Annotated in this window: 21 protein-coding genes and 1 pseudogene; 6 read left to right on the forward strand and 16 right to left on the reverse strand. The window is 37.7% G+C overall.

From position 1 onward, the window contains the following. Positions 1 to 189 precede the first annotated feature (189 nt). The 3 genes from DXB63_RS01020 (at position 190) to queG (ending at position 5,177) form a co-directional block, all read left to right on the forward strand. Positions 190 to 3,510 (forward strand): DUF2723 domain-containing protein, encoded by a 3,321-nt coding sequence (locus tag DXB63_RS01020; protein ID WP_122124504.1) that lies wholly within the window; start codon positions 190 to 192, stop codon positions 3,508 to 3,510. 125 nt (positions 3,511 to 3,635) lie between these two features. Then, entirely contained in the window at positions 3,636 to 4,244 is a 609-nt protein-coding gene (locus DXB63_RS01025; RefSeq protein ID WP_122124505.1) for a polysaccharide deacetylase family protein, read from the forward strand. A gap of 3 nt (positions 4,245 to 4,247) precedes the next feature. Continuing rightward, positions 4,248 to 5,177: a tRNA epoxyqueuosine(34) reductase QueG gene (gene queG / locus DXB63_RS01030; protein WP_122124506.1), complete on the forward strand. Its 930-nt coding sequence runs from the start codon at positions 4,248 to 4,250 to the stop codon at positions 5,175 to 5,177. Between the two features lie 56 nt (positions 5,178 to 5,233). On the opposite strand, the gene DXB63_RS01035 is transcribed toward queG, so the two are convergent. From DXB63_RS01035 to kduI, 3 genes are all read right to left on the reverse strand, one after another. Further along, positions 5,234 to 6,472 (reverse strand): DUF4861 domain-containing protein, encoded by a 1,239-nt coding sequence (locus DXB63_RS01035; RefSeq protein ID WP_122124507.1) that lies wholly within the window; start codon positions 6,470 to 6,472, stop codon positions 5,234 to 5,236. A gap of 75 nt (positions 6,473 to 6,547) precedes the next feature. Beyond that, the gene (locus DXB63_RS01040) at positions 6,548 to 7,342 is read right to left on the reverse strand and encodes a gluconate 5-dehydrogenase (RefSeq protein ID WP_122124508.1); all 795 of its coding nucleotides are present in this window, start codon (positions 7,340 to 7,342) and stop codon (positions 6,548 to 6,550) included. 30 nt (positions 7,343 to 7,372) lie between these two features. Then, positions 7,373 to 8,215 (reverse strand): 5-dehydro-4-deoxy-D-glucuronate isomerase, encoded by an 843-nt coding sequence (gene kduI, locus DXB63_RS01045; RefSeq protein WP_122124509.1) that lies wholly within the window; start codon positions 8,213 to 8,215, stop codon positions 7,373 to 7,375. Between the two features lie 216 nt (positions 8,216 to 8,431). Between kduI and DXB63_RS01050 the strand changes: the two genes are divergently transcribed. Further along, a complete protein-coding gene (locus DXB63_RS01050; RefSeq protein WP_122124687.1) occupies positions 8,432 to 9,607 on the forward strand; it encodes an MFS transporter in 1,176 nt (391 codons plus the stop codon). Between the two features lie 645 nt (positions 9,608 to 10,252). On the opposite strand, the gene DXB63_RS01055 is transcribed toward DXB63_RS01050, so the two are convergent. From DXB63_RS01055 to DXB63_RS01070, 4 genes are all read right to left on the reverse strand, one after another. Further along, positions 10,253 to 10,618: a hypothetical protein gene (locus DXB63_RS01055; protein ID WP_122348122.1), complete on the reverse strand. Its 366-nt coding sequence runs from the start codon at positions 10,616 to 10,618 to the stop codon at positions 10,253 to 10,255. Positions 10,619 to 11,006: 388 nt separating this feature from the next. Beyond that, positions 11,007 to 11,687: a hypothetical protein gene (locus DXB63_RS01060; RefSeq protein WP_122348121.1), complete on the reverse strand. Its 681-nt coding sequence runs from the start codon at positions 11,685 to 11,687 to the stop codon at positions 11,007 to 11,009. 11 nt (positions 11,688 to 11,698) lie between these two features. Then, positions 11,699 to 12,679 carry a hypothetical protein gene (locus DXB63_RS01065; RefSeq protein ID WP_122124512.1) on the reverse strand — a complete coding sequence of 327 codons (981 nt, stop codon included), beginning with the start codon at positions 12,677 to 12,679 and terminating at the stop codon, positions 11,699 to 11,701. 35 nt (positions 12,680 to 12,714) lie between these two features. Beyond that, positions 12,715 to 13,077 carry a DUF3244 domain-containing protein gene (locus DXB63_RS01070; protein WP_158563609.1) on the reverse strand — a complete coding sequence of 121 codons (363 nt, stop codon included), beginning with the start codon at positions 13,075 to 13,077 and terminating at the stop codon, positions 12,715 to 12,717. 297 nt (positions 13,078 to 13,374) lie between these two features. Between DXB63_RS01070 and DXB63_RS01075 the strand changes: the two genes are divergently transcribed. Then, positions 13,375 to 15,114, forward strand: coding sequence for a hypothetical protein (locus DXB63_RS01075; RefSeq protein ID WP_122124514.1), 1,740 nt, complete (start codon positions 13,375 to 13,377; stop codon positions 15,112 to 15,114). A 10-nt stretch (positions 15,115 to 15,124) separates the two neighbouring features. Here DXB63_RS01075 and DXB63_RS01080 read toward each other — a convergent pair whose 3' ends face one another. The 9 genes and pseudogenes from DXB63_RS01080 to DXB63_RS01120 form a co-directional block, all read right to left on the reverse strand. Then, positions 15,125 to 15,895 (reverse strand): metal ABC transporter ATP-binding protein, encoded by a 771-nt coding sequence (locus tag DXB63_RS01080; protein ID WP_122124515.1) that lies wholly within the window; start codon positions 15,893 to 15,895, stop codon positions 15,125 to 15,127. A 24-nt stretch (positions 15,896 to 15,919) separates the two neighbouring features. Further along, positions 15,920 to 16,759, reverse strand: a complete 840-nt coding sequence (locus DXB63_RS01085; protein ID WP_233522727.1) for a metal ABC transporter solute-binding protein, Zn/Mn family — start codon at positions 16,757 to 16,759, stop codon at positions 15,920 to 15,922. A 32-nt stretch (positions 16,760 to 16,791) separates the two neighbouring features. Continuing rightward, entirely contained in the window at positions 16,792 to 17,460 is a 669-nt protein-coding gene (gene mnmD, locus DXB63_RS01090; protein ID WP_122124517.1) for a tRNA (5-methylaminomethyl-2-thiouridine)(34)-methyltransferase MnmD, read from the reverse strand. A 6-nt stretch (positions 17,461 to 17,466) separates the two neighbouring features. After that, positions 17,467 to 17,937: a YqaA family protein gene (locus tag DXB63_RS01095; protein WP_122124518.1), complete on the reverse strand. Its 471-nt coding sequence runs from the start codon at positions 17,935 to 17,937 to the stop codon at positions 17,467 to 17,469. After that, entirely contained in the window at positions 17,925 to 18,917 is a 993-nt protein-coding gene (locus DXB63_RS01100; RefSeq protein WP_122124519.1) for a hypothetical protein, read from the reverse strand. The genes DXB63_RS01095 and DXB63_RS01100 overlap by 13 nt, the downstream gene beginning before the upstream one ends. Then, positions 18,917 to 20,185, reverse strand: coding sequence for a phosphoribosylamine--glycine ligase (gene purD / locus DXB63_RS01105; RefSeq protein ID WP_122124520.1), 1,269 nt, complete (start codon positions 20,183 to 20,185; stop codon positions 18,917 to 18,919). Before purD ends, DXB63_RS01100 begins: the two co-directional genes overlap by 1 nt. A gap of 20 nt (positions 20,186 to 20,205) precedes the next feature. After that, positions 20,206 to 22,413: a S9 family peptidase gene (locus DXB63_RS01110; RefSeq protein WP_122124521.1), complete on the reverse strand. Its 2,208-nt coding sequence runs from the start codon at positions 22,411 to 22,413 to the stop codon at positions 20,206 to 20,208. Between the two features lie 5 nt (positions 22,414 to 22,418). After that, positions 22,419 to 23,588: pseudogene (locus DXB63_RS01115) on the reverse strand (class I SAM-dependent RNA methyltransferase); the annotation flags it as partial. A 20-nt stretch (positions 23,589 to 23,608) separates the two neighbouring features. Continuing rightward, positions 23,609 to 24,508 (reverse strand): serine O-acetyltransferase, encoded by a 900-nt coding sequence (locus DXB63_RS01120; protein ID WP_122124523.1) that lies wholly within the window; start codon positions 24,506 to 24,508, stop codon positions 23,609 to 23,611. A 131-nt stretch (positions 24,509 to 24,639) separates the two neighbouring features. Here DXB63_RS01120 and DXB63_RS18070 point away from each other — a divergent pair, with 131 nt between their 5' ends. After that, on the forward strand, positions 24,640 to 24,777 hold the full coding sequence (locus DXB63_RS18070; protein WP_199604132.1) for a hypothetical protein: 138 nt from the start codon (positions 24,640 to 24,642) through the stop codon (positions 24,775 to 24,777). Positions 24,778 to 24,792 lie beyond the last annotated feature (15 nt).

The following is a 24,792-nucleotide window of genomic DNA, read 5'->3' on the forward strand; positions in this document are numbered from 1 at the left end:
ATACTTTACATATATGCAAATAAAATAGATAAAAAGTAATGTATACTTTACATTTATTTTTAGATTGAGGATATAAATCAAGACCGTGCTCCATTTTCTTGTACCATGTTATAAAGTGTTGAAAATGCACGTAGTTCGCTAATCTTTACTATCTTTGCCCCGTTATAACAAGATATATATCATTTTAACATGAAACAATACAAGACAGTAAACAACCTGGTAGGTTGGTTTGTGTTCATTATCGCTGCGACAGTCTATTGCATGACGGTAGAACCAACAGCAAGTTTTTGGGATTGCCCGGAATTTATCACCACCGGCTATAAGCTGGAAGTAGGACATCCCCCCGGCGCACCGTTCTTTATGCTTACAGCTAATTTGTTTTCTCAATTTACTTCCGACCCTACGATGGTAGCACGGATGGTAAATTATATGAGTGCTTTACTTAGTGGTGCTTGTATCTTGTTTTTGTTCTGGACAATCACCTACCTTGTAAAAAAGCTGGTAGCTCCAAACACAAATGAAATGACTAAGGGACAATTGGTTACTATTATGGGTAGTGGAATTGTCGGAGCATTGGTTTATACATTCAGTGATACTTTCTGGTTCTCGGCAGTAGAAGGAGAAGTATATGCTTATTCTTCTATGTTCACGGCTGTGGTATTTTGGCTTATTCTGAAATGGGAGAATGTTGCCGATGAGCCGCATAGTGACCGTTGGCTGATTTTGATTGCTTATCTAACGGGACTTAGTATCGGTGTACACTTACTTAACCTGCTTTGTATCCCGGCTATTGTTTTGGTTTACTACTTTAAAAAGAATCCGAATGCCAATGCCAAAGGTTCATTACTGGCTTTGTTAGGCTCTATGGTATTGGTCGCAGCCGTACTTTATGGTATTGTACCGGGTGTTGTAAAAGTTGGCGGATGGTTTGAACTGTTGTTTGTCAATGGCATGAGCATGTCTTTCAATACTGGTCTTATCATTTATATTATTGTATTGGCTGCTTCTATTATCTGGGGTGTTTATGAAAGTTATGTGCAGAAGAGCGATACCCGGATGAAAGTATCTTTCTTGCTTACCATTGCCCTTCTAGGTATCCCGTTTTATGGACATGGTACCAGCAGTGTTGTTATCGGAATTATTATTCTTGGTCTTTTGGCTCTTTATTTATTTTCCAAAGGAATCAGTCAGAAATACAGGATCAGTGCCCGTACATTGAATACTACTTTACTCTGTATCATGATGATTATGGTAGGATATTCTTCTTATGCGCTTATTGTGATCCGTTCTACCGCCAATACTCCAATGGATCAGAACTCTCCGGAGGATATTTTTACGTTGGGTGAATATTTGGGACGCGAGCAATATGGAACCCGACCTTTATTCTATGGACAAGCTTATACTTCCAAACCGGAATTGAAGGTGGAAAACGGTTATTGTATTCCCGTTAGCGTTGAGGGAGCACCTGTATATCAACGTAAAGAGAAGGCTTCTCCCGACGAGAAAGACAGATATGAGGTAGTTCGCAACAGAGCTGAATATAAATATGCCCAAAATATGTTGTTCCCCCGTATGTATAGCGACCAACATGCAAAATATTATGAAAATTGGATGGAAGTCAAAGGACATGAAGTGCCTTATGATCAATGCGGAGAAATGATTATGGTGAAAATTCCTACTATGTGGGAAAATATTAAATTCTTTTTCTCTTATCAACTGAACTTTATGTATTGGCGCTATTTCATGTGGAACTTTGCCGGTCGCCAGAATGATATTCAAGGAAACGGTGAATTGGAGCATGGGAACTGGATTACCGGAATTAAATTTATCGACGAATGGTTAGTCGGTAATCAGGATTTCGTTCCTGCCGAGCTTGCTAATAATAAAGGACATAATGTGTTCTATTGTTTACCATTATTATTGGGAATAATAGGGCTGCTTTGGCAGATTTGTTCAGGAAATAAGGGAGTTCAAGGTTTTTGGGTCGTATTCTTCTTATTCTTTATGACGGGTATTGCCATTGTTATCTATTTGAATCAAACACCAATGCAACCACGTGAACGAGACTATGCGTATGCCGGGTCTTTCTATGCGTTTGCGATTTGGGTTGGCATGGGAGTTGCAGGTATAGTGGAAATGCTACGAAGAAAGATGAAAGAACTGCCTGCCGCTATCGTAGCATCCATTGCATGTATATTCGTTCCTATTCAAATGGCAGGTCAGACCTGGGACGATCATGATCGCTCAAACCGTTATGTTTGCCGTGATTTCGGACAGAATTATTTGTCTACTTTACCGGAAAAAGGAAATCCGATTATTTACACCAATGGTGATAACGATACTTTCCCTTTATGGTATAATCAGGAAACAGAAGGCTTCCGTACCGATGCCCGCGTATGTAATTTAAGTTACTTACAGACGGATTGGTACATTGACCAGATGAAACGTCCGGCTTATGATTCCCCGGCATTACCTATTACATGGGATCGTTTGGAATATGTGTCGGGAACCAATGAGTATATACCGGTTCGTCCTGAAGCCAAAGCACAGGTTCTTGCACTTTATAAGAGTAATCCTGAAGCGGCAAAGAGAGAATTCGGAGACAATCCTTTCGAATTGAAGAATGTTTTGAAATATTGGATACGCAATAAAAACAAAGATTTGCAGATTATTCCTACGGACAGCATTATTGTTCCTTTGGATAAAGAAGCAATCCGCCGTTCAGGAATGATGATTCCGTCTGCGTTGGGTGATTCCATTCCGGATTATATGACCATTTCCTTAAAGGGAAAACGCGGGTTGTATAAGAGCGAGTTGATGATGCTTGAAATGCTTGCCAACAGTAATTGGGAACGTCCTATCTATATGGCGATTACCGTTGGTAGTGAGAATCATTTGAATTTGGGAGATAATTTCATGCAGGAAGGTTTGGCTTACCGTATTACTCCGTTTAACACAACTCGGCTAGACGCACGTATCGATAGTGAGAAAATGTACGATAATCTAATGAATAAGTATAAGTTCGGTGGCATTGAGAATCCGGATGTGTATTTGGATGAAAATGTTCGTCGTATGTGTTTTACTCATCGCCGTATGTTTGCACAAGTTATCGGTCAATTACTGAAAGAAGGAAAGAAAGATAAAGCAGTAAAAGCTCTTGAATATTGTGAAAAAGTAATTCCTACAACAACGATACCTAGTGATTACCAAAGTGGTTCTAAAGATTTGGCCCAGGCTTGGTTTGCAGTAGGAAATAAGGAGAAAGGCGCTGCTATCCTTGATGACATGGCTAATAATTCGCTTGAATACATTACTTGGTATTTGTCGATGAGTAATAAGCGTTTAGCTTTATCTGTTCATGAATGTCAGTACTATTTTGGTTTATTGTATGATATAACTAAGATTATGGAAATGAATGGTTTGAAACAGGCTAAAGATTATTCGGATAAGTTTGAAGAACTTTATACCATCTTTGCCGGACGTGCAGGTGGTCAGTTTAACGGACAATAATAGATGAATGCACTATTTATCATTTAGAAGAAAGAGATGAAGAATCTATAAGTTTTTACGGGTTCTTCTTCTCTTTATTCATTTAATGATATTATTACTAACGATTTAATCCTTTAAATAAAAGCGTGTTTATAGAACAACCTCCTCAATTAGTCCGGGCACTATATCCGGGAGCTCTTTGGCGCATGAATCCGCATGAGAAGAAAGTCTATTTGACTTTTGATGATGGTCCCATTCCGGAAATAACTCCTTGGGTGCTGGATTTATTGGATAAATACAACATTAAAGCCACTTTCTTTCTGGTAGGAGATAATGTACGGAAACATCCTCAAGAGTTTCAAATGTTGCTGGATAGAGGACATCGGGTAGGCAATCATACATTTAATCATATTCGTGGTTTTGAATATCATACCCGGAATTATTTGGCAAATACAGATAAAGCGGATACCTTAATTAAATCCGATTTATTTCGTCCGCCACACGGGCACATGAGAATGAAACAGTATTATGTGCTGAGGAAAAAGTATCGCATTGTCATGTGGGATCTTGTCACACGTGATTACAGTAATAAGCTGAATGGCAAGCAAGTATTGGCGAAGGTGAAAAAATATGTGCGTAATGGTTCTATCATCACTTTTCATGATTCTTTAAAAGCCGAAGCCAATATGAAGTATGCATTACCTCGTTCCATCGAATGGTTGATAGAGCAAGGATATACTTTTGGAACTTTATAAAATATGAACGATAAACTATCCATATCCCAAGCTATAAAAGCCGAAGCCCTGCGCCTCGGCTTTTATGTATGCGGCATTACGTCTGCACATCCTGTGGGAAAGCGGGAAAGCGGTATGTTGAGACAATGGCTGGATAAAGAGTATCATGCCGGATTGAAATATATGGAAGGGCATATAGAAAAACGTTGTGATCCTTGTTTATTAGTAGAAGATGCGAAGAGTATTATTTGTGTGGCTTTGAATTATTATCCTGCAAAAAAGTTAAGTAAAGACCAATTGCAATTTGCATATTATGCGTATGGTAAGGATTATCATGAAGTAATGAAATGCAAATTGAAGAGCCTCTATGATTATATAAATAATGAGCTATTGCCTATCAATGGTCGGGTCTTTTGTGATACGGCACCTGTTTTAGAACGTTACTGGGCACAGCAGGCTGGGCTCGGTTGGATAGGAAAACATACGCAACTGATTATTCCGGAAGCCGGTTCATATTTCTTTTTAGGGGAATTAGTGGTAGATGCTGAACTTACTTATGATACACCTGTAGTTGCACGTTGCGGTTCTTGTACACAATGTTTGAATGCTTGTCCGGCACAAGCCTTGCGCGATCCTTATGTACTCGACTGTAATCGTTGTCTTTCTTATCTCACAATAGAGAATAAAGGAGAAATAAATGCCGAGAGACGGAAAGCGTTAGGAAATCGTATTTATGGTTGTGATGAATGTCAGAAAGCTTGTCCCTGGAATCGTTTTGCCCAACCTTGTGATAATCCGGAGTTACAGCCTTCTGAGGAATTCATGGATATGCGTCCGGAAGATTGGAAAAATCTGAGTGTAGAGGAGTACCAAAAGCTGTTTAAAGGTTCTGCTGTGAAACGCGCCAAATATGATGGGTTAATAAGGAATATAAAAGCGGTTGATAATAAATAACAAAGCCGGAACTCATTTGCCCGGCTCTGTCTCATTATATTAATTAAGGAAAAGGATTACTTGATAGTTACGGTCAAAGGATTGCGTACCTTTTGAGCATATTCATCAAGATATTGTGTCCATGCCTCCATACTGTCGAAACCGTATTTGCTCCAGCCTGCTCCCCAATAATAAACATATTCTGCTCCCGGTTCATAGTCGCTGATAGCCAATACATGACCGTCTGCACCTCTTTCTTTAGCTTCTTCTTTAGAAAACATAACCGGTTTGGCTTCTTTTACTGTTGCCGGGAATACAGCACCTACGTAAATAGTACCGTTATCATTGTTTACATTATCTGTCGGATCTGCATAGCCGATATAGCCTTTTTCTGCATTAGCCACATTTTTCCCGCCATCAGGTTCATGTAATACGATTCCGGTAGCCAAAGGCAATACTTCATTCGTATTTGTGTAAGTAATGACGGTCTTGTTCAACTGAGAGCCTTCGTCTAAAGAAATAACGCGGGTTTCAATTACATTGGCATCATTCTTGACGGTTAAAGGATTATAAGTCAGTTTTACAGTAAAACGTAGCGGACCATTGTCCAATATTTCTTGGGTATTATAGCAATATGGATAGATAATTTCATTATCCACATAAAATGCAGAAGTACCTCCGCCCAAAGTAGGACCTACTTTATAGCAATCCAAACCATTACCATGATCCACATGATAAGAAACAGACTGATAAAGGGCTTTGGCTTCATCTTCTTTACCGATTTGTTTCAGAGAATCGATTTGGGCTTTTGTAACCGGATTGAGTTCACTTTCATAGCGTGCTTCTACTACCGGTTCATCTACACATTTAACCCATACGTCATAACCGAAGGCACGTTCACCCGTTGCTTGTAGAGCCGGACCATAAGTACGGAAAGCAATACGGTCGTTTTCCCAAGCTACGTCATCTACACGTTCCGGATACATTTTGCCACAAGCCTTTACACTGACTACTTCAGGGACACCCGGTTTGATAGAGTAAGTAGCTTGTCCGTTCGCTTTTACAGATGCGGGGAAAATAAGTTTTCCGTCATAAGTTGTTTGATAAGGTACCTGTTGATTGTTCTCATCTACAACAATTACTTCGGCAGTATCTGTCAGTTGAAGTTTGGCTGAAACTTCCTCCATGGAAACTTCTACGATTTCATTGTTTCTATCAAGAGCTGTACTGTTTGATACCGTAACATTAACCGTTCTCTCGTTTGTACAAGATACAATAGCGAGTGCAGCCAAGAATAAATAAATTGCTTTTTTCATTTGCTTGCGTATTAAATTGAAAAAGGTGCATTCCTCCCGATAAAATAGGAAGAATAAGCACCTTTCGAGTTTTAATTATTTAGGTTGTTTACCAATATAAGCAAGGATACCGCCATCAACATAAAGTACATGACCGTTTACGAAGTTTGAAGCCTCTGATGCTAAGAAAACAGCAGGTCCCATCAAATCTTCCGGAGTACCCCAACGTGCAGCCGGAGTTTTAGCAACGATGAATGCATCAAACGGATGACGAGAACCGTCAGCTTGAGGTTCTCTCAACGGAGCAGTTTGAGGAGTTGCGATGTATCCCGGGCCAATACCATTGCATTGGATGTTGTATTCACCATATTCAGAAGCAATATTACGAGTTAACATTTTCAATCCGCCTTTAGCAGCAGCGTAAGCAGATACTGTTTCGCGGCCAAGTTCGCTCATCATAGAACAGATGTTGATAATCTTACCGTGACCTTTTTTCATCATGCTTGGTATAACGGCTTTAGAAACAATGAACGGACCGTTAAGGTCGATATCGATAACCTGACGGAATTCCGCAGCACTCATTTCATGCATAGGAATACGTTTGATGATACCTGCATTGTTTACCAATATATCGATTACACCAACTTCCTTTTCGATTTGTGCAACCATTGCATTTACTTGTTCCTCGTTTGTTACATCACAAACATAACCATGAGCTTTGATGCCTTTTTCTGCATAAGCAGCAAGACCTTTGTCGACTAATTCCGGTTTGATGTCGTTGAATACGATTGTTGCGCCAGCTTCAGAATAAGCTGTAGCGATAGCCATACCGATACCGTAAGAAGCTCCTGTAATTAGAGCAACCTTACCTTTTAATGAAAAATCTATCATCTTTTTTAATTTATAAAGTTATTAGATTGGTTATTTCAAATCTGTAATTAATGAGAAATCTTGGTCTCCGTAATCAAGATTCTCACCACCCATACCCCAGATGAAAGTATAGTTGTGAGTTGCGGCAGCCGAGTGAATTGACCATTCCGGTGATAATACGGCTTGGTCACCTTTCATCCAGATGTGGCGAGTTTCGTCTACCTCTCCCATAAAATGACATACAGCCTGATCTTCCGGTACTTCAAAGTAGAAGTAAGCTTCCATACGACGGGAATGAACGTGGGCAGGCATTGTGTTCCATACACTTCCCGGTTGTAATTCCGTCATACCCATTTGAAGTTGACAAGTAGGCAATACTTGGCTAACCAGCATCTTATTGATATTACGGTGGTTAGATCCTTCCAATGATCCCATTTCTGCCACAACGGCATCTTTCTTGGTAACTTTCTTATCCGGATAGTTACGATGAGCGGTTGTCGAGTTGAAATAGAATTTAGCAGGATTACTGGCATCTTTACTTTCAAAAGTAATTTCTCTGTCACCTGAACCAAGGTAAAGAGCTTCTTTATAATCTAGTTCGAATACCGCATTTCCGGATTTTACAACACCGGGACCTCCTACATTAAAGATTCCCATTTCACGGCGAGTAAGGAAATAGGGCGCTTTTAACGGATCAATAGCTTCCAATTTCAAAACTTCGCCAACAGGCATTGCGCCACCCACAATCATACGGTCATACATAGAATACACCATATTCACTTCGTTTGCAGCGAAAACCTTTTCAATCAGAAAATCTCTACGGATTCTTTTAGTGTCATAGCTTTTTGCATCTTCCGGATGCGCAGCATAGCGAATTTCATAGTTTGTTTTCATACCTTTTTGTATTTAATTGATTGTTCGTTTACGTACACAATGCAAAAATAGTAAAAGAAAACTAGATTGCATCCTAAAAATGTTCCAATTAGATGATAAATTTGTTCAATTTTGTGTTATTATTGATTTATTACCTTTTAACTACGTTATAAAACAATTTTTTGCTATCTAAAATTCTCTATCTTTGCAGTTTAAATCGCTATTTTAAATCGGATGATGAAATATATTTTAAAAGAAAACGCAGGCTTACCTTCTTCTGTTCTTTGGACGCTTGCCATAATAGCAGGCATATCGGTTGCCAATCTTTATTATAACCAACCATTGCTGAATGTGATAAGCCGTGATTTGCAGGTATCGGAATTTAAAGCGAATCTTATCCCGATGATGACACAAATAGGGTATGCCGCCGGGTTATTATTTATTATACCTCTTGGTGATCTCTATCAACGGAAAAAGATTATTCTAATCAACTTTACCATACTTGTTTTTTCTCTGTTGACAATTGCCGTAGCTTCCGGGATATATATTGTATTGGCTGCTTCGTTGCTGACGGGGATATGTTCTGTAATACCGCAAATTTTTATTCCCATTGCAGCTCAATTCTCTACACCCGACATGAAAGGACGCAATGTCGGGATTGTTGTGTCGGGATTGCTGACCGGAATTCTTGCTTCGCGGGTGGTGAGCGGAGTTGTCGGTGAATATTGGGGATGGCGTTCCATGTACTTCATTGCTGCGGGACTAATGCTGGTTTCCTGTTTGGTGATCATTCGCGTACTACCTGATATCCAGCCTACATTTAAAGGGAAATACAGCCAACTTATGAAATCTTTGTTGCAATTGGTCAGGGATTATCCGATGTTGCGCGTATCCTCAATCAGAGCGGCATTTGCGTTCGGATCGTTTTTGGCTTTATGGTCTTGTCTGGCATTTAAAATGGAACAAGCACCTTTTTATGCCGGAAGCAATGTTGTCGGTATGCTTGGATTGTGCGGTATAGCAGGTGCTATTACCGCTTCTTTCGTTGGGAAGTATGTAAAACGTGTAGGCATACGAAAGTTTAATTTTATAGGGTGTGCACTTATCTTTATGGCATGGTTACTGTTTTATTTAGCAGAAGATTCATATTGGGGCATCGTTGTAGGTATTGTTATTATTGACATAGGGATGCAATGCATTCAGTTGAGCAATCAAACTACTATCTTTGAACTTTGTCCGGCCGCTTCCAATCGCATTAATACTATTTTCATGACTACATATTTCGTCGGAGGTTCATTCGGCACGTTTTTGGCAGGAAGCTTTTGGCACTTGTTTGGTTGGCACGGAGTAGTAGGGGTTGGCATGATCTTGACTGCGTGTTCATTTTTTATAAGCCTGTGTGTGAGAAAGTGAATAAAGAATGGATGATTTTCGGGTGCAGTAATTTGATAAGTTGGACAGAAATTACATATTTGTATGTATTTTAGTTTTATATACTTATGCCTTCACCTTATCACGATTTGTTTTATATATCTGATATATAGCGCAGTATAGTGAAGGTACATTTTTTTAAAGTTGAAAATTGAGAGTTGAGAACTTAATCAAGAGATTTAGAGAACTTGGTTCACGGATAACGCTGATTAGGCTGATTATAACGGATTAATAAAAAAGAAATCCGTCTTCATCGGCTCCATCCGTGTCATTCGTAAACCATCGGCTTTCTCTACTCTCTACTAAAAAAAGTGCCTTCACCGCAACAAGCTACTACTCAACGATTAAGGAGTGAATCGTGATAAGGTGAAGGCAAGTCAAAGTAAAAGTTGAAACAGCCGAATTAGCAGAATAAACGAGCTAAAACGCCTAAGGGAGCGATGCCTTACGCTCCAGTAGATGTAAGCTATCGCTCCCTTGAGCGTAGGGCAACGCCCCCTTGTGTGTTAGGCAATGCTCCCTTAGGCAATTTTGAAATGATCTTGATGTTTTTTAAAATCATCAGGTTGATTGAAAAAAACATCAGGACGTTTAGAGACAAAGATACGGTTCTTTGTTCACAAACTCCTATCGTTTGCCGACAACCGACCGTATGTTAAAACCACCTGTCTCAAACAAATAAATAATAGCAGAGAATATGCAATTAATTACGATTAGCTTCACACAAACATCTTGCACCACAACCGCCAAAGCCGCAAATATAAAGATATTAAAAAGTTGTATGTAACGCCTCCGGCTAGTAATCAATCTCGGAGCAGTTTTACTTTTATAACTGCAAAAGGCAATAAAAAGAGTTAACCCCACTCCGATCCCCCATAGAATACCGCCCCACATATTTTCACCCGACAGGGATCTTACAAAAGCATACAAAGTGATTGCCAAAAAGAAGAATAGGCAGATATAATGCAGGCAGTAGAAAATCTTCTTATTCATAATTGCTTCATTATTAATCAGTTTCTATCGACTAAACATTAAAAAAATGTACTAACTTCTATATTTCAATCACTAAAAGATTAAATATCCTATTTCTTTTCTCCTATTTTATAAGCATATACCCAACAGCATGTTGCACTAAATGTGCCAATAAGAAGAAAAAATGAATTTAAATATTCATAAAGCAAAGCATAAATAACATTGAAAATAAGCAATATTGCAATTCCTATAAAAAAGAATATCGTAGACCTTTTCATATAAATATTAATAATCTTGTCGAGCTACAAAGATAAAGTTTTCTCATACAGATTGATAAATAAAATGGAAAAAGTTATGTTACATTATGCTACCTGGCCATTTTCACATAACTAACATAACTTTTTACCTATTAAAAATAATAATGAAGACCTAACATAAAATCCGCACGAGAAGGATTAAATTTATAATCATCATTTAAATCAATAGATTTCTTAGTCCCCTCAAAGGTACGATGTAACTTATTAAAAACTCCGCATGTTACATCTACATCAACACCTACACTAAAACAAGGTGTTACATAATAGTTCAAATTAAAATCCACATTAAAACCAAGTCCGCTGCTATTTGTAACACATGATTTACCGTCTTTCTCACCATTATTATGATAGTACATATAGCCAACCCCATAACTCATACCGGATAAAAGCCTATTTCCCAGCTTGCGCACCACCACATATTGTGGAGCGATGTAATGCAAAACAATTTTGTCTTCTACCGCGACGGGCAAATTATTCAATGAATAATTTGCAGAAGTATTAACTATGGAATATAAAAGTCCTATACCCATGCCACCTTGTTTACTCTCTCCTACCCATAGATGTGAATAATTAGCATCAAAAGTAGGACCGCCTTTCAATTTACTTTTATAATCTTTTCCCCACGGAGAAAAATTTGTTTTTCCAAATCCGGTAAGGGCATAACCTCCTTTTATACTAAAGAGGTTATGAGGCACGTCAAAGCCCTTCTGGGCTTTGACGGATATAGTAGAAATCATTAATATTCCTACGATAAATAAAGATTGTAACCTCATACTCTTATTATTTATGGTTTATAAGTAGAAGCAACAGTCCATCCCACAGCACTGTTTTTCGCTACAGATTCTGCTGCAAATATCATCTTCTTATCCAATCCTGTTACTTGTGAATAATAAAGCTTATTCTCAAAAGCAGCAGAATACTTTTTTACAGCTTCTACATTAGGAAGTGAAGCAGCCGTATTTATATAATCTTTCAATATAGAAATCTCGTTCTTCTTATCAGGCAATAAAGTTGCATAACTTTCAATTTGAACTTCAAAAGTTGAATCAACACAAGCAGCTCTTGCATCAGAAATCCTATTCAATTCATTTTTTATGCGAGCAGTATTAATAGAAGTAGTATTATATCCCATTGTTTGAGCCGTAGATTTTATTTTTTGTATCAGAATATCCTCATTCAATGAACCATCCGCATTTACATAATAATCCTGATTCTTTAATATCTCAAGAACAATTGTATTATGGCAGTCACCAATTTTATCAAAATCTGTAATATCATTATTCATATTATAAAAAATACTATCCATAACAATTGTGTATGCCGATAAATCATCTTGAGAGAAATCATTTCCTATACCCTGATTATTAATAGCACTGCCGCATCCTGTTGCCCAATACATAAGAAGCGAAGCTCCAGCTCCCACAATAACGCCCCCAGCCGGACCGGCAAAATGATTTCCACAAGCAGCTCCAACCGCATCAGCTGCTATTACTGATAATAAACGTTTCCACCACTTCATTTTAGCCTGTTCTAATTCAGGAGTATCTTTATTAATAGGGATAGTAGCACGAGTTGTAAAATCAATTGTCTTACCATATTCAGCCAATGTCTCTTCATTTAAATTTTGTAATTCTTTAATCAATATTTCTACTTCCGCATTTTGATTAGAGACATCACTAACAAACTTATCTTCATTATTACATGAAATAAACGTAACAGCAGAAACTAATACAGCTACTGCAGATTTAAAAATAATGTGTTTCATAATCATAAAAATTTAAATTGATAATATGGTTAAATTCACTCTTTCTCATTTAAGAAATCTCCTGATACCTCATTCCCTTCCGCATCTTGAAAATAAATAGTATATTCACCTTCCTGATATTGGGCTAGATCTACATAAATAGACTTTTCTGTTTCAGAAGTAACTTCACGTTGATAAACAACACCGTCCGGACCGGAAACCAACACAAATACTTGCTTTGCTTTCTCAAAATAGATACCTAATACAGAATTATAAATATCTGCATGAACGGGAATAGGAAGTTCAAACTGGCTAGGTCGTGATTTTCCATTACTTTTTAATTCAATTTTAACATCAGAAGCCTCAATGCTAACAAGCCCTAATTGAATAGCAATCATTAATAAAAATGCTTTTTTCATATTTATCATCATTTTAATTAATACTGTTTTTCTTGATCGTTTAACACAAAGATAGCAATGACATAAGTTATAAGCAAGGAAATAGGGGTGACACAGGGTAGACATTTTAAGCATTATAGTAGCACATAAATATCTAATTATCAGACATATTTAAAATTAGAGGGTAGACACTTACCGACCAAACGTTTGAACACAATTAAAAAGAGAATCAAAACACAAGAAATCCAAACTTAGTATCATCATATTTTGGCTATTCAAAAAAAACATTTTACTTTTGTTGAAACAAAACAAGCACTAATGAAAAACATCTTCTTCTCTATTCTCATCATAACTGTTATATTCGCAGTAATCTTTTTCATACCGAAACAAAGCAACCAATCAAAAGATTATATTCTTTTACAGAAAGCAGAAGCTATAATGCATGAAAAGCCGGACAGTGCTCTAAGTTTATTAAAGAATATATCATATCCTGAAATACTGGAAGGAGAAACTCAGGCATTATATGCACTCTTATTCACACAAGCCCAATATAAAAACTATATTCCTGTCAAAACAGATTCATTAATTCAGATAGCAGAAAAATATTATAGTACCAACGCAGACTCTATACATAAAGCATGGACTTATTTTTATGCCGCTCAAGTTTATTGGGATATGAATAAACCAGAAAAAGCATTAAGGTACTTTCAAAAAGCTGATAGAGCCTCTCAATATACTGATAATTATATCTTTCTAAAATTACTTTATTCTCATTGGGGATACTTGTTACTTAAACAAGAATTATTCGATGAGAGTTTAATAAAGTTAGATAAATCAATGTACTATGCAAAAACGATACATGATATGAGTTCTATAATACTTATATTGGAAAATATAAGTTGGAACTACGTTAGAAAACAAGATTACAAACAGGCAGAGGTTACGACTTTACAAGCATTGGACTTGGCGAGAAAAATAAAAGATAAAGATTGTGAAGTCAGACTATTGCAACGTTTAAGCGTTATCTTCCAAATGGAGAAACAACCACAGAAAGCATTGCAATATATCAATAAGAGTCTGGAACTAAATAAGAGTAAAGATTTTTTGGATTTTTATCCCAGCTGGATCACTAAAGGCGATATTTTTATGGATCTTCAGCAATACGATTCCGCAAGATATTACTTTGCCAAAGACACACGTTATAATACTTTAAATGAGAAAGCCGGACATCATCAAATATGGGCAGAATATGAAGAAAAAGTGGGTAATTATCAGGAAGCCATGAATCATTGGAAGAAATATAACACTTTTCTAGATTCTATTTATGAAACGAATATAGCCACAGAGATGATGGAACTGCAAAAGAAATATGACTACTCAACCGTAAAGAATGAAAACAGCCGGCTTAAAATAAAGCAACAACATCTTTATATATGGATATTATGCATTTGCATAATAGTTCTAATTGTCGGAGGTATTCTATATTATTATTATAATAAAGACAAAAGAATAAAAGAAGAGATTATCCATTCGAAAGATGACTTCTTAAAACAAATGCGTCTGCAACTGCAAGAAAAAAACATTGCATTACAAGAAACAAGGGAAGAAATAACTCTAAAAGAATTGGAACTGGCAAAGGAACTTTCTCAAAAAGAAGAGGTTTTGAAGCTGTATTCATCTAATGAACAACAAATGCGAAAAGAAATTCTGCGCACAAGTGAAATTATACGAAAAATAGAAGCATTAAATGATATGAACCAAAAAGATAAAATAAGTTCAGCCGTTATTTTATCTGATCAAGACCTTGAAAATCTGATAGAAACCGTAAATATTTGCTATAATAATTTTGCCGACCGGTTACATCAACAGTTTCCTGCTCTTACAGAAGCTGATATAAACCTTTGCTGCTTTATGAAGATGGGTATTCCGATATCCAATATAATCTGTCTACTGGATACCAGCAAGATGGCTCTCAAGAAACGGAGAAACCGAATGAAACATGATAAAATGAATATGGATGAAGATGCTTCACTGGAAGACTTCATACAGAACTTTTAAAATCATTCTTTTATTCGTGATGATGATGTTCGCACAGTACCCGATGCGGTAATTGTCCGTGCCCCAGCAATTCAATCGGACAATTAAAATTCTTTTCCAACCAATCTGCAGAAACTTCCGTATCCGGATGATAATGCAACGTTTCATTGACACAGGCAATGGACTTTACATTTTGAAGTACCGTACCAATATCATGGCTCACCAAGATAATGGCACACTCATGGTTTATCTCTTCCAGCAATTCATAAAGTTTTGCCTCGAAACGTTTATCAATATAAGTGCTCGGCTCATCAAGAATCAAAATATCCGGATTGGAAACAATAGCACGACCAAGTAAAGCCCGCTGTAATTGCCCGCCACTCAAAGCTCCGATAGGACGCTTCTCAAGCCCTTGCAACCCCATACGGTTAATAACCTCCCCCACCTGTGCACGCTGACTACTGCTGAAACGACTGATAAGTGGCTTTTGGCTACTTAATCCGGACAAAATAACTTCTTGTACGGAGATAGGAAATTTTTTATCTATGGAGCTGTATTGAGGAAGATAGCCCATCGTGATATGTTCTACCTGTTTCCCATTCTGAAAAAAAGAAACCTGACCGCCCGACGCTTTCTTCAAACCAAGGATAACTTTTACCAGAGTAGTCTTTCCCCCACCGTTAGGACCGATAATTCCTAAGAAATCATGTTCGTAAATGGTTAAATTCACATCATGAAGAACCGTACGTCCATCATAAGCAGCCGAAAGATTACATATTTCTATTAAAGGTTGTTTTTCCATATCACTTCATTTATACTGCCTCGACTATTCCGGATTATTCAGTGTACGCGCCACAACCAACATTTCCTCTACCCAGTTATAAGACAACGGATTGATCGGTACTATTCTTGTATTTGTTTGCTCTGCTATAATCTCTGCATTGCGGCGGTCAAACTCCGGTTGTACAAAAATAACGTGTACATTTTCAGCTTTACAGGTATCTATCAATTCTTTTAAATGAGCGGGAGAAGGCTCTTTCCCACCTTTCTCAATCGATATTTGATGCAAACCATAATCGCGGGCAAAATAAGATAATGCCGGATGGTAAATCATGAACGAACGGTCGGCATCAGTCAGCAAATCTCTTATCTGCGTATCCGTTTGATTAATCAGATCATGCAAACTATCCCGACGATGAGCATAATAAGAAATATTGACCGTATCAAGTTCACATAGTGCCTTATAAATATTATCGGCAATGATATGTGCATTCTGTGTGGAATTCCAAATGTGAGGTTCAACTCCACCTTCATGACGATGATCTCCATGATCCGGCTCCTCTTCACGAATCAAATCCACACTTTCAGACATATCGAAGATTAGCATATCCGGAGCATTCGCCGCTAATTTATCCATCCATATCTGCTCAAAACCGATATATCCGATACGCAAATAAGCGTCACTCCCACCAAGCGAAACAAGTTGCTGTGGCGTAGGGTCATAAGTTTCCGGACTGGAACCTTTCGGAACCATACTCACCACCTTAAACTTATCTCCGGCTATTACTTCCGTAAAATAGCGTAACGGCTCTACCGTCACACTGATTGTACGCATCGGCATATCCTTTTCCGCTTTATGGGAACAACTGCTTCCTACTAAAAGCATCCCCATCCATATAATTAAATAAACAGCCTGTTTCATTTTCTTTTTATTCCTCTCAAAATTTCTCTTTTACCCCCCGGAGGTCCCGGTAAACGTTCTACCTCAAATCCCGAAGACTGGAGCATTCTTCTTACAACTCCTTTGGCACAATAAGTAGTCAGTATACCTCCTATATTCAAACTCCTATATAATGCATCAAATAAACATTGCGACCACATTTCCGGTTGTTTCTCCGGTGCAAAAGCATCAAAATAGATAATATCAAAAAATTCTTTCGGAAATTCATATTTCGTGAAATCTCCCTTTATCTTATGTAACGTAAAAGCAGGAGTTATGGTTTCATCTTTATCCCATTCAGCCTGATGTAAACGATAATAATCTTCCGAACGTTCTATATTAATGGTATCCGGATAGGCAAGTTCCCGAAGCACATCCATTTCCAACGGATATAATTCAATCCCGGTATAATGAACTTTCTTTACCATTTCTTCTGCAGCCAACAACGTAAGGAATGCATTTAAACCAGTGCCAAAACCTATTTCAAGGATATGCAGTTGCGAAGAAGAATGATGATTTAGCCCCATATCAATAAAGATATGACGAGATTCTGCCAATGCACCTTTTATTGAATGGTAATGTTCATCTAATCCGGGCACATAAAGTGTACGGCTACCGTCTGATGTTATTTCTATTTCCCTTTTCATCTTCTTTTAACTAAAGAAAGAAAAAATACCTTCTGCTGCCATTACTACTAATACATAACGCAACACTTTACCGGCCAACATGTAGAGAGATACATAAATAATATTACTACGAAGAAAGCCCAATGCAACGGCTATAACACTACCAATAATGGGGAGAAAAGCAAAAAAAGCCATCCAACTGCCCCGTCCGCTTAAATAAACACGCATACGGTTTATTTTCTCTGGTTTCATATGAAAATATTTCTCCAACCATTCCATCTTTCCAAGATGTCCCATCCAATAACAGGTAAGGCTTCCCAGTAGATTACCTAAAGACGCAAATACAATACACAATACAGGATTTAACCCAGTGCCGGGCAGAACAAGTGCAGCCAATACCGCCTCCGAACTAAAAGGGACGACACTCCCTGCCAACAGAGCCGAGAAAAACATCCCTAAATAGCCCCAATCTATGAGAAACTGTACTAAAGCGTCCATAAGTTATAACACATTATAATGACCAATAATAGAATAGAGAAAATAAAAAACAGGTTTGAGACCTTTGTATGACTCAATGCAAACAAATGCCCCATCAACAAAGCAACAACAGGCAGTAAAACCTGCAACAAAATCTCTGCATATTGTACCTGTAATACTCCAAATATAATAGTTGAAAAACTAAATATTATCAAGAAATTCAGGTAAGCACGAATCCGTATCTTATCTTCATAGCTGGTAATCCAATAATGGATACTGCTAACCAATAACAAGAAAAACGTAAAACCGGCAGATATATAAAAAGGTATTCCCAAATTCAAGCTAAAAAGAGGTTGAAAACAAACCAACTCTTTAAACGGAATATAAAATAAATCCATTTTACCATGATAGAATGCATGTCCGAACAGAAACCAATAGGGTAATGTCAACCCCATCATTCCTGCAAAAAAAGTACGCATGGTCAATGCTTTGAAATTATATATTCCTATTAAAAACACAGGAACAAGCAATAGAATTTTAGGAAACAGTAAACTTGCAATTCCCATAAACAGCATGGAATGAAAGAAATATCCTACCGGTTGCTGTTTTTGATAGCATCTGAACAAAAGATACAAAGATATAATCGTACACAAAGAAACAAGACAGCCGATATTCAACCTGTGCAAGAACGGGAAAGCCAATATCATCAGCAAATAGACGGAAGTTTGCAGAGAAGTTCTCATTCGAATAATCGAATAAGCATTATTAAATTCTATCAGCAAATAGGCGATAACCCCATAGCACAAGAAACAGAAAATATTACCCGATACATTTCCCGGAACCCATTCCAACAACATCTGCCAGAACGGATAAGAACTATTAAGTGTAGGGATTGGCTTAAAAAAAGAAAAAACAATCCACAAAACAGTGGACAATAAAATAGTAACGGGTAATGTTAACTTACCCGTTGCCACTTCATATTGAAATCTTCTTTTTGCCATTATAAATCGAATCCTATATCACTACGAAAGTATTTTTTATTAAAATCAATCTGTTTAGCTCCCTCAAAACTCTGTGCTAGAGCTTCCTCTTTATTCCTGCCATAAGAACTGACAGCAATAACACGCCCCCCGTTTGTAACAACCTGACCATCTTTCAAAGTAGTTCCCGCATGGAAAACAATACTGTCTTTTACCTTATCTAACCCTTTGATAGGAAAACCTTTTTCATAGGCTTCCGGATATCCACCGGATACTAACATCACACAAACAGCGGAACGAGGATCTGTTTCCAATACCTTTTCGTCCAAATTACCGGAAGCAACTCCTTCAAAAAGTTCTACCAAATCACTTTTGATACGCAGCATGACCGATTCTGTTTCCGGATCGCCCATACGTACATTATACTCAATAACCATCGGCTCACCCTTTACATTAATAAGCCCAAAGAAAATAAAACCTTTATAATCGATTTCCTCTTCGGCAAGGCCTTCCACCGTAGGTCGGATAATACGATCCTCTACTTTTTTCATCCATGCTTTATCTGCAAACGGAACAGGAGATACACTACCCATACCACCCGTATTCAGACCTTTATCTCCTTCGCCAATTCGTTTATAATCTTTTGCCTCCGGAAGAATCTTATAATTTTTACCATCTGTAAGTACGAATACAGAACATTCTATACCGCTCAAGAACTCTTCAATAACCACTGTTGCCGAAGCACTGCCGAACATTCCTCCAAGCATCTCCCGCAATTCTTTTTTTGCCTCATCCAATGTAGCAAGAATTAATACACCTTTACCGGCGCATAACCCATCGGCCTTTAAGACATAAGGCGCTTGCAGAGTTTCCAGAAATGCAATTCCTTCTTCCAGATTATCAGCGGTTATACTTTTATAACCTGCAGTCGGAATACAATGCCGTTGCATAAACCCTTTTGCAAATTCTTTGCTTCCTTCCAAAGTTGCTCCTTTCCGGGAAGGACCTATCACAGGAACATTCCTCAATGTTCCATCTTCCTTGAAATAATCATAAATTCCTTTTACCAACGGATCTTCAGGTCCTACTACAACCATATCTATCCCATTGGCAATGACAAACGCTTTAATTGCAGCAAAATCATCTGCTTTTATAGTAACATTTTCCCCTATATCATTTGTACCGGCATTTCCCGGAGCAATATATAATTTCTCTATTTTAGGACTCTGGGCTATTTTCCAAGCCAAAGCATGTTCTCGTCCGCCGGAACCTAACAACAATAATTTCATGTATATATCTGTTTTTGATTTTACTTTAAATAATCCTCAAAATATCGGGTAATCTTCTCGTGCAAATGAACACGGTCACGTCCTTTCACATTATGATCGTGTCCGGGATAAATAAACAAATCAGGATAAGTGCGCGCCTCAATACAAGCTTTCATAAATGATAAAGTATGCTGCAATACACAAGTATGATCATTGTCATCATGAATAATCAACAAATGTCCCTTCAAATTCTTAGCCAGATTATTCAAGTTACATTCTTCATATCCTTCCGGATTTGCCTGAGGAGTATCCATATAGCGCTCACCATACATTATTTCATAATATTTCCAATCTATGACAGGTCCGCCGGCTACACCCACTTTAAACAACTCCGGATAACGCAACAATAAAGATGTTGTCATGTGTCCGCCAAAACTCCAACCATGTACTCCGATACGGTCTCCGTCCACATACGAAAGAGATTTTAGAAACTCTGCTCCTTTCACTTGATCTTTGCCTTCTTCAACTCCCAAATGACGGAAAGTGACATTTTCAAAATCCAATCCACGGTTTTCACTACCTCTATTATCCAATGTAAACATGATATAGCCTTTCTGCGCCATATAAATGTCCCATCCACGCGCATCCCAATTAAAGTTATTATGAATCATTTGTGCATGAGGCCCTCCATAAACATAAATAATAGCCGGATATTTTTTATTAGAGTCAAAATCCGACGGTTTAATCAGACGATAATAAAGATCCGTCACCCCATCTGCCGCCTTAATAGTGCCTGTTTCAATTATTGGCATAGCATATTCTTCAAAAGGATTTTTCGCAGTCAAAAGATTTTGCATTACTTTCCCTTTATTCGTATCCACAATATCAATAACACGAGGAATGTTTGCCGAAGAATACTTATCAATAGCATACGCTCCGGAAGCACTAACAAGAACATCGTGCATTCCCGCTTGTGAGGTTATCAATGTACGTTTACCTGATTTCAAATTCACCTTATAAAGATGGCTCTCCATAGGGCTCTTTTCCGTAGACATAAAGAATAAATTCTTTCCGTCTTTATCAAAACCAAGAATATTCTGTACCAACCAATTACCAGAAGTCAACTGTTTAACTAACTTTCCATCCGTATCATACAAATACAAATGATTAAAACCATTTCGCTGGCTTTGATAGATAAACTGCTTATCATTACCTTTTACAAAAAGAATCGGATACATTGGTTCTACATATTTAGGATGCGTTTCCTCCAAAAGCACGGTTTCCCGTTCACCGCTTCCCGCATCGTAACGAACCAACTGAGAATGATTCTGATCGCGATTCAACTCTATCACATAAATTTTACTCTCATCCGGGCTCCATGCTATATTTGTAAAATAACGATCGGTAGGATCACCCGCCCGCAAATAAACCGTTTTACCGGTAGCTATATTATATACTCCTATGGTAACCTTATGGCTAATCATTCCTGCCATCGGATATTTGATATTATCCAATAAGGCGACACGTTGGGAAATATCGACCAATGGATAATCGGATACCATGCTTTGGTCCATACGATAGAAAGCTAAATAAGTACCTTTAGGACTCCAAAACGTACCTTTCGTTATCCCAAATTCATTACGGTGAACCGCCTGTCCATAAACAATTCCCTGTTCGTCAGCACTATCGTCAGTTAATACAGGATTTATAATCTCATCATCATCTCCTTTATTATTTATGAACAGGTTATTTCCCACAGTATAAGCTGCATAACCATTCTCCGGGCAGAAATCCAGATTCATAGCTTTAGAATCAAGATAGAAAAGATTAATTATCTTTTTCTGTCCGAAATCATAATAAATGATGTAATTACTCTGACGAAATACCATTATTTGCTTATCCATCCATGGAAATGTAACATTCATAAAATGTTGCAATGGCTTCAACGGATGTGATAGTCTGTAAGGTTTTTCTCCATCTGTGATTGCCTTATTTACTTCTTCTAAAGTCGCAATTACATTTTCCTTTCCGGTACGGGGATCAATTGTTTTTATATCTTCCATATCAGGTTTGACACAGATATCTCCCCACCATTGTAAACCATAAATATTCTCAGGCCTGAATTGGTGATAAGTCTCCCCGCCGGGAATCACATCTTCCAAAGTAAGCATTTTCTTTTCCTGTGCCATAACTGTCACTGAAATCAACCCTACTAATAGCAAAGCAGATATTTTTCTTAGTTTCTCCATCTTTTTTTATTCTCTACTTCTTCTTTCCTAAACTCTTTGTATTTACCATCAAATATCTGATATTTACGAAACTCACACTCCAAAGCACCATTAAACAAAGGAATCTTTTGAGAAGGTTTCAAACCAATCTGATCAAAACACTCTTCACGATAACTTAAAATCCAAGCATCATTTCCTTGAAACGCATGTTTTAACCGTTCACCTATCATTTGATATAATCCCAACAGATCATTTGTAGAAATACGTTCTCCATAAGGAGGATTGGTTATAAGTATTGCTTTTTCTTTGGGCTGCTGAAATTGCTGGAACGGTTGTAATGCCAACACTATATCTTTACTTACTCCTGCAGCTTTCATATTATGAAGGGCAATCTCATTAGCTCTCGGATTATTATCATACCCATAAATTTTATGAGTAAACTCCCGCTCTTGCGAATCATCATTATATACATTATCAAATAAGTCCTGGTCGAAATCATTCCATTTCTCAAAAGCAAATTCTTTTCGGAATACACCCGGCGCAATATTACGCGCTATCAAAGCAGCTTCTATCGGAATCGTCCCCGAACCACACATAGGATCAATCAAATCACATTCTCCACGCCAACCCGTCATTAAAATCATTCCGGCAGCAAGTACTTCATTCAAGGGAGCCTCAACTGCTTCTTGCCGATAGCCTCTACGATGTAACGATTCCCCCGAACTATCCAAAGAAAGTGTACATTTATCTTGTGCAATATGAATATTCAGCAGAACATCCGGTTTATTAATACGGACAGAAGGACGTTTTCCTGTTTTCTCACGAAAATAATCTACGATAGCATCTTTTACTTTATAAGCTACAAACTTAGAATGCCGGAATTCATCGGAAAACACAACCGAATCAACCGCAAACGACTTATCTACATTCAAATAATCTTCCCAACAAATTGCTTTAATCGCCTCATAGACTTCATCCGGATCTTTCGCCTTAAACTGTTTAATAGGCTTTAAAATACGAATGGCTGTACGAAGACAAAAATTTGCTTTATACATCATTTCCTTATCACCCGTAAATGAAACCATCCGCCTACCTATCTGTATATTATCAGCACCAAGATTAGTTAACTCTTCTGCCAGAATTGTTTCAAGCCCTTGAAAGGTCTTAGCTATGAGCTCAAATTTTTCGTTCTCCACGTTTATTTCTTATTTGATAATTATTTTTTTGCTTTTGTCTGTACTATACGCACCCCGGGTGCTACATTCTCCGTCACCCAAATGTTACCTCCCACCGTAGCATTCTTACCAATTGTAATTCTACCTAAAATTGTAGCATTAGAATAGATAATAACATTATCCTCCAAAATAGGATGACGGGGTATTCCTTTAATCGGTTTGCCATTTTCATCCAATGGAAAACTCTTAGCACCTAATGTAACACCTTGGTAAAGTTTCACGTTATTTCCAATAATACTCGTCGCCCCGATTACCACACCGGTACCGTGATCTATTGTAAAATGTGTTCCTATCTTTGCTGCCGGATGAATGTCTATACCTGTTTCTGAGTGCGCCATTTCAGTAATGATACGAGGAATAAGAGGTACTCCTAGCTCAAGCAGTTCATGGGCAATACGATAATTACTAATAGCTTTAATAGCAGGATAACAAAAGATAACTTCTCCAAAACTGATGGCAGCAGGATCACCATTATAAGCCGCTTCTACATCTGTAGCAAGTATACGGCGCATCTGCGGTAGTTTACTGATAAACTCGGCAGCCAATATAGCAGCTTTTTCACGCATCGAACTAATGCATTCTTCACACTGATCTCCTTTACCAAAACAAAGTCCGGCTAGAATCTGTTCGGAAAGCAATCCGAACAAAGTCTCAATATTTACTCCGATATGATAGTTGATCGTTCGGCTATTTACTGTAGAATTACCATAATATCCCGGAAATAAAATAGCGCGCGACAGTTCTATTATTTCATACAGAACTTTAGCGGAAGGAAGTGGTTCTCCGTCACGATGTTGGTGAAACAGCCCTTTATAAGATTCGCTCTCCGAAAGCTCATCGACTGCCTGTGTCAGAATATGAGTAAAATTTAGTGGACTCATGTCAATAAATTATACGATGCACTAGAAAATGCAAAGTTAGGAAATAAGTCTGGCATTTCAATATTTAGAGCTCTTTTTTATGGGAAAATAGCTACATTTGCCATCAATAAATCAAAAATACAAAAAGCATTATGAATAATAGAAACGATAAAAATCCTTTTGCCTCAATAAATGGTAAGAAATTAGATAAAAAAAAGCCTACAGGCAAGCGTGTAGGCAAATCTAAACCGTCAAAAGCCAATAACCAATTAAATAGACGAATAAAATAACTTAATATACCACAT

The organism is Bacteroides sp. OM05-12 (assembly GCF_003438995.1).
GTDB lineage: Bacteria > Bacteroidota > Bacteroidia > Bacteroidales > Bacteroidaceae > Bacteroides.

Coding starts and splice junctions, on each gene's coding strand:
- DXB63_RS01020 (WP_122124504.1), top strand. CDS start 190: ATGAAACAATACAAGACAGTAAACAACCTGGTAGGTTGGTTTGTGTTC.
- queG (WP_122124506.1), top strand. CDS start 4,248: ATGAACGATAAACTATCCATATCCCAAGCTATAAAAGCCGAAGCCCTG.
- DXB63_RS01035 (WP_122124507.1), bottom strand. CDS start 6,472: ATGAAAAAAGCAATTTATTTATTCTTGGCTGCACTCGCTATTGTATCT.
- DXB63_RS01040 (WP_122124508.1), bottom strand. CDS start 7,342: ATGATAGATTTTTCATTAAAAGGTAAGGTTGCTCTAATTACAGGAGCT.
- kduI (WP_122124509.1), bottom strand. CDS start 8,215: ATGAAAACAAACTATGAAATTCGCTATGCTGCGCATCCGGAAGATGCA.
- DXB63_RS01050 (WP_122124687.1), top strand. CDS start 8,432: ATGAAATATATTTTAAAAGAAAACGCAGGCTTACCTTCTTCTGTTCTT.
- DXB63_RS01055 (WP_122348122.1), bottom strand. CDS start 10,618: ATGAATAAGAAGATTTTCTACTGCCTGCATTATATCTGCCTATTCTTC.
- DXB63_RS01060 (WP_122348121.1), bottom strand. CDS start 11,687: ATGAGGTTACAATCTTTATTTATCGTAGGAATATTAATGATTTCTACT.
- DXB63_RS01065 (WP_122124512.1), bottom strand. CDS start 12,679: ATGAAACACATTATTTTTAAATCTGCAGTAGCTGTATTAGTTTCTGCT.
- DXB63_RS01070 (WP_158563609.1), bottom strand. CDS start 13,077: ATGAAAAAAGCATTTTTATTAATGATTGCTATTCAATTAGGGCTTGTT.
- DXB63_RS01075 (WP_122124514.1), top strand. CDS start 13,375: ATGAAAAACATCTTCTTCTCTATTCTCATCATAACTGTTATATTCGCA.
- DXB63_RS01080 (WP_122124515.1), bottom strand. CDS start 15,895: ATGGAAAAACAACCTTTAATAGAAATATGTAATCTTTCGGCTGCTTAT.
- DXB63_RS01085 (WP_233522727.1), bottom strand. CDS start 16,759: ATGCTTTTAGTAGGAAGCAGTTGTTCCCATAAAGCGGAAAAGGATATG.
- mnmD (WP_122124517.1), bottom strand. CDS start 17,460: ATGAAAAGGGAAATAGAAATAACATCAGACGGTAGCCGTACACTTTAT.
- DXB63_RS01095 (WP_122124518.1), bottom strand. CDS start 17,937: ATGGACGCTTTAGTACAGTTTCTCATAGATTGGGGCTATTTAGGGATG.
- DXB63_RS01100 (WP_122124519.1), bottom strand. CDS start 18,917: ATGGCAAAAAGAAGATTTCAATATGAAGTGGCAACGGGTAAGTTAACA.
- purD (WP_122124520.1), bottom strand. CDS start 20,185: ATGAAATTATTGTTGTTAGGTTCCGGCGGACGAGAACATGCTTTGGCT.
- DXB63_RS01110 (WP_122124521.1), bottom strand. CDS start 22,413: ATGGAGAAACTAAGAAAAATATCTGCTTTGCTATTAGTAGGGTTGATT.
- DXB63_RS01120 (WP_122124523.1), bottom strand. CDS start 24,508: ATGAGTCCACTAAATTTTACTCATATTCTGACACAGGCAGTCGATGAG.
- DXB63_RS18070 (WP_199604132.1), top strand. CDS start 24,640: ATGAATAATAGAAACGATAAAAATCCTTTTGCCTCAATAAATGGTAAG.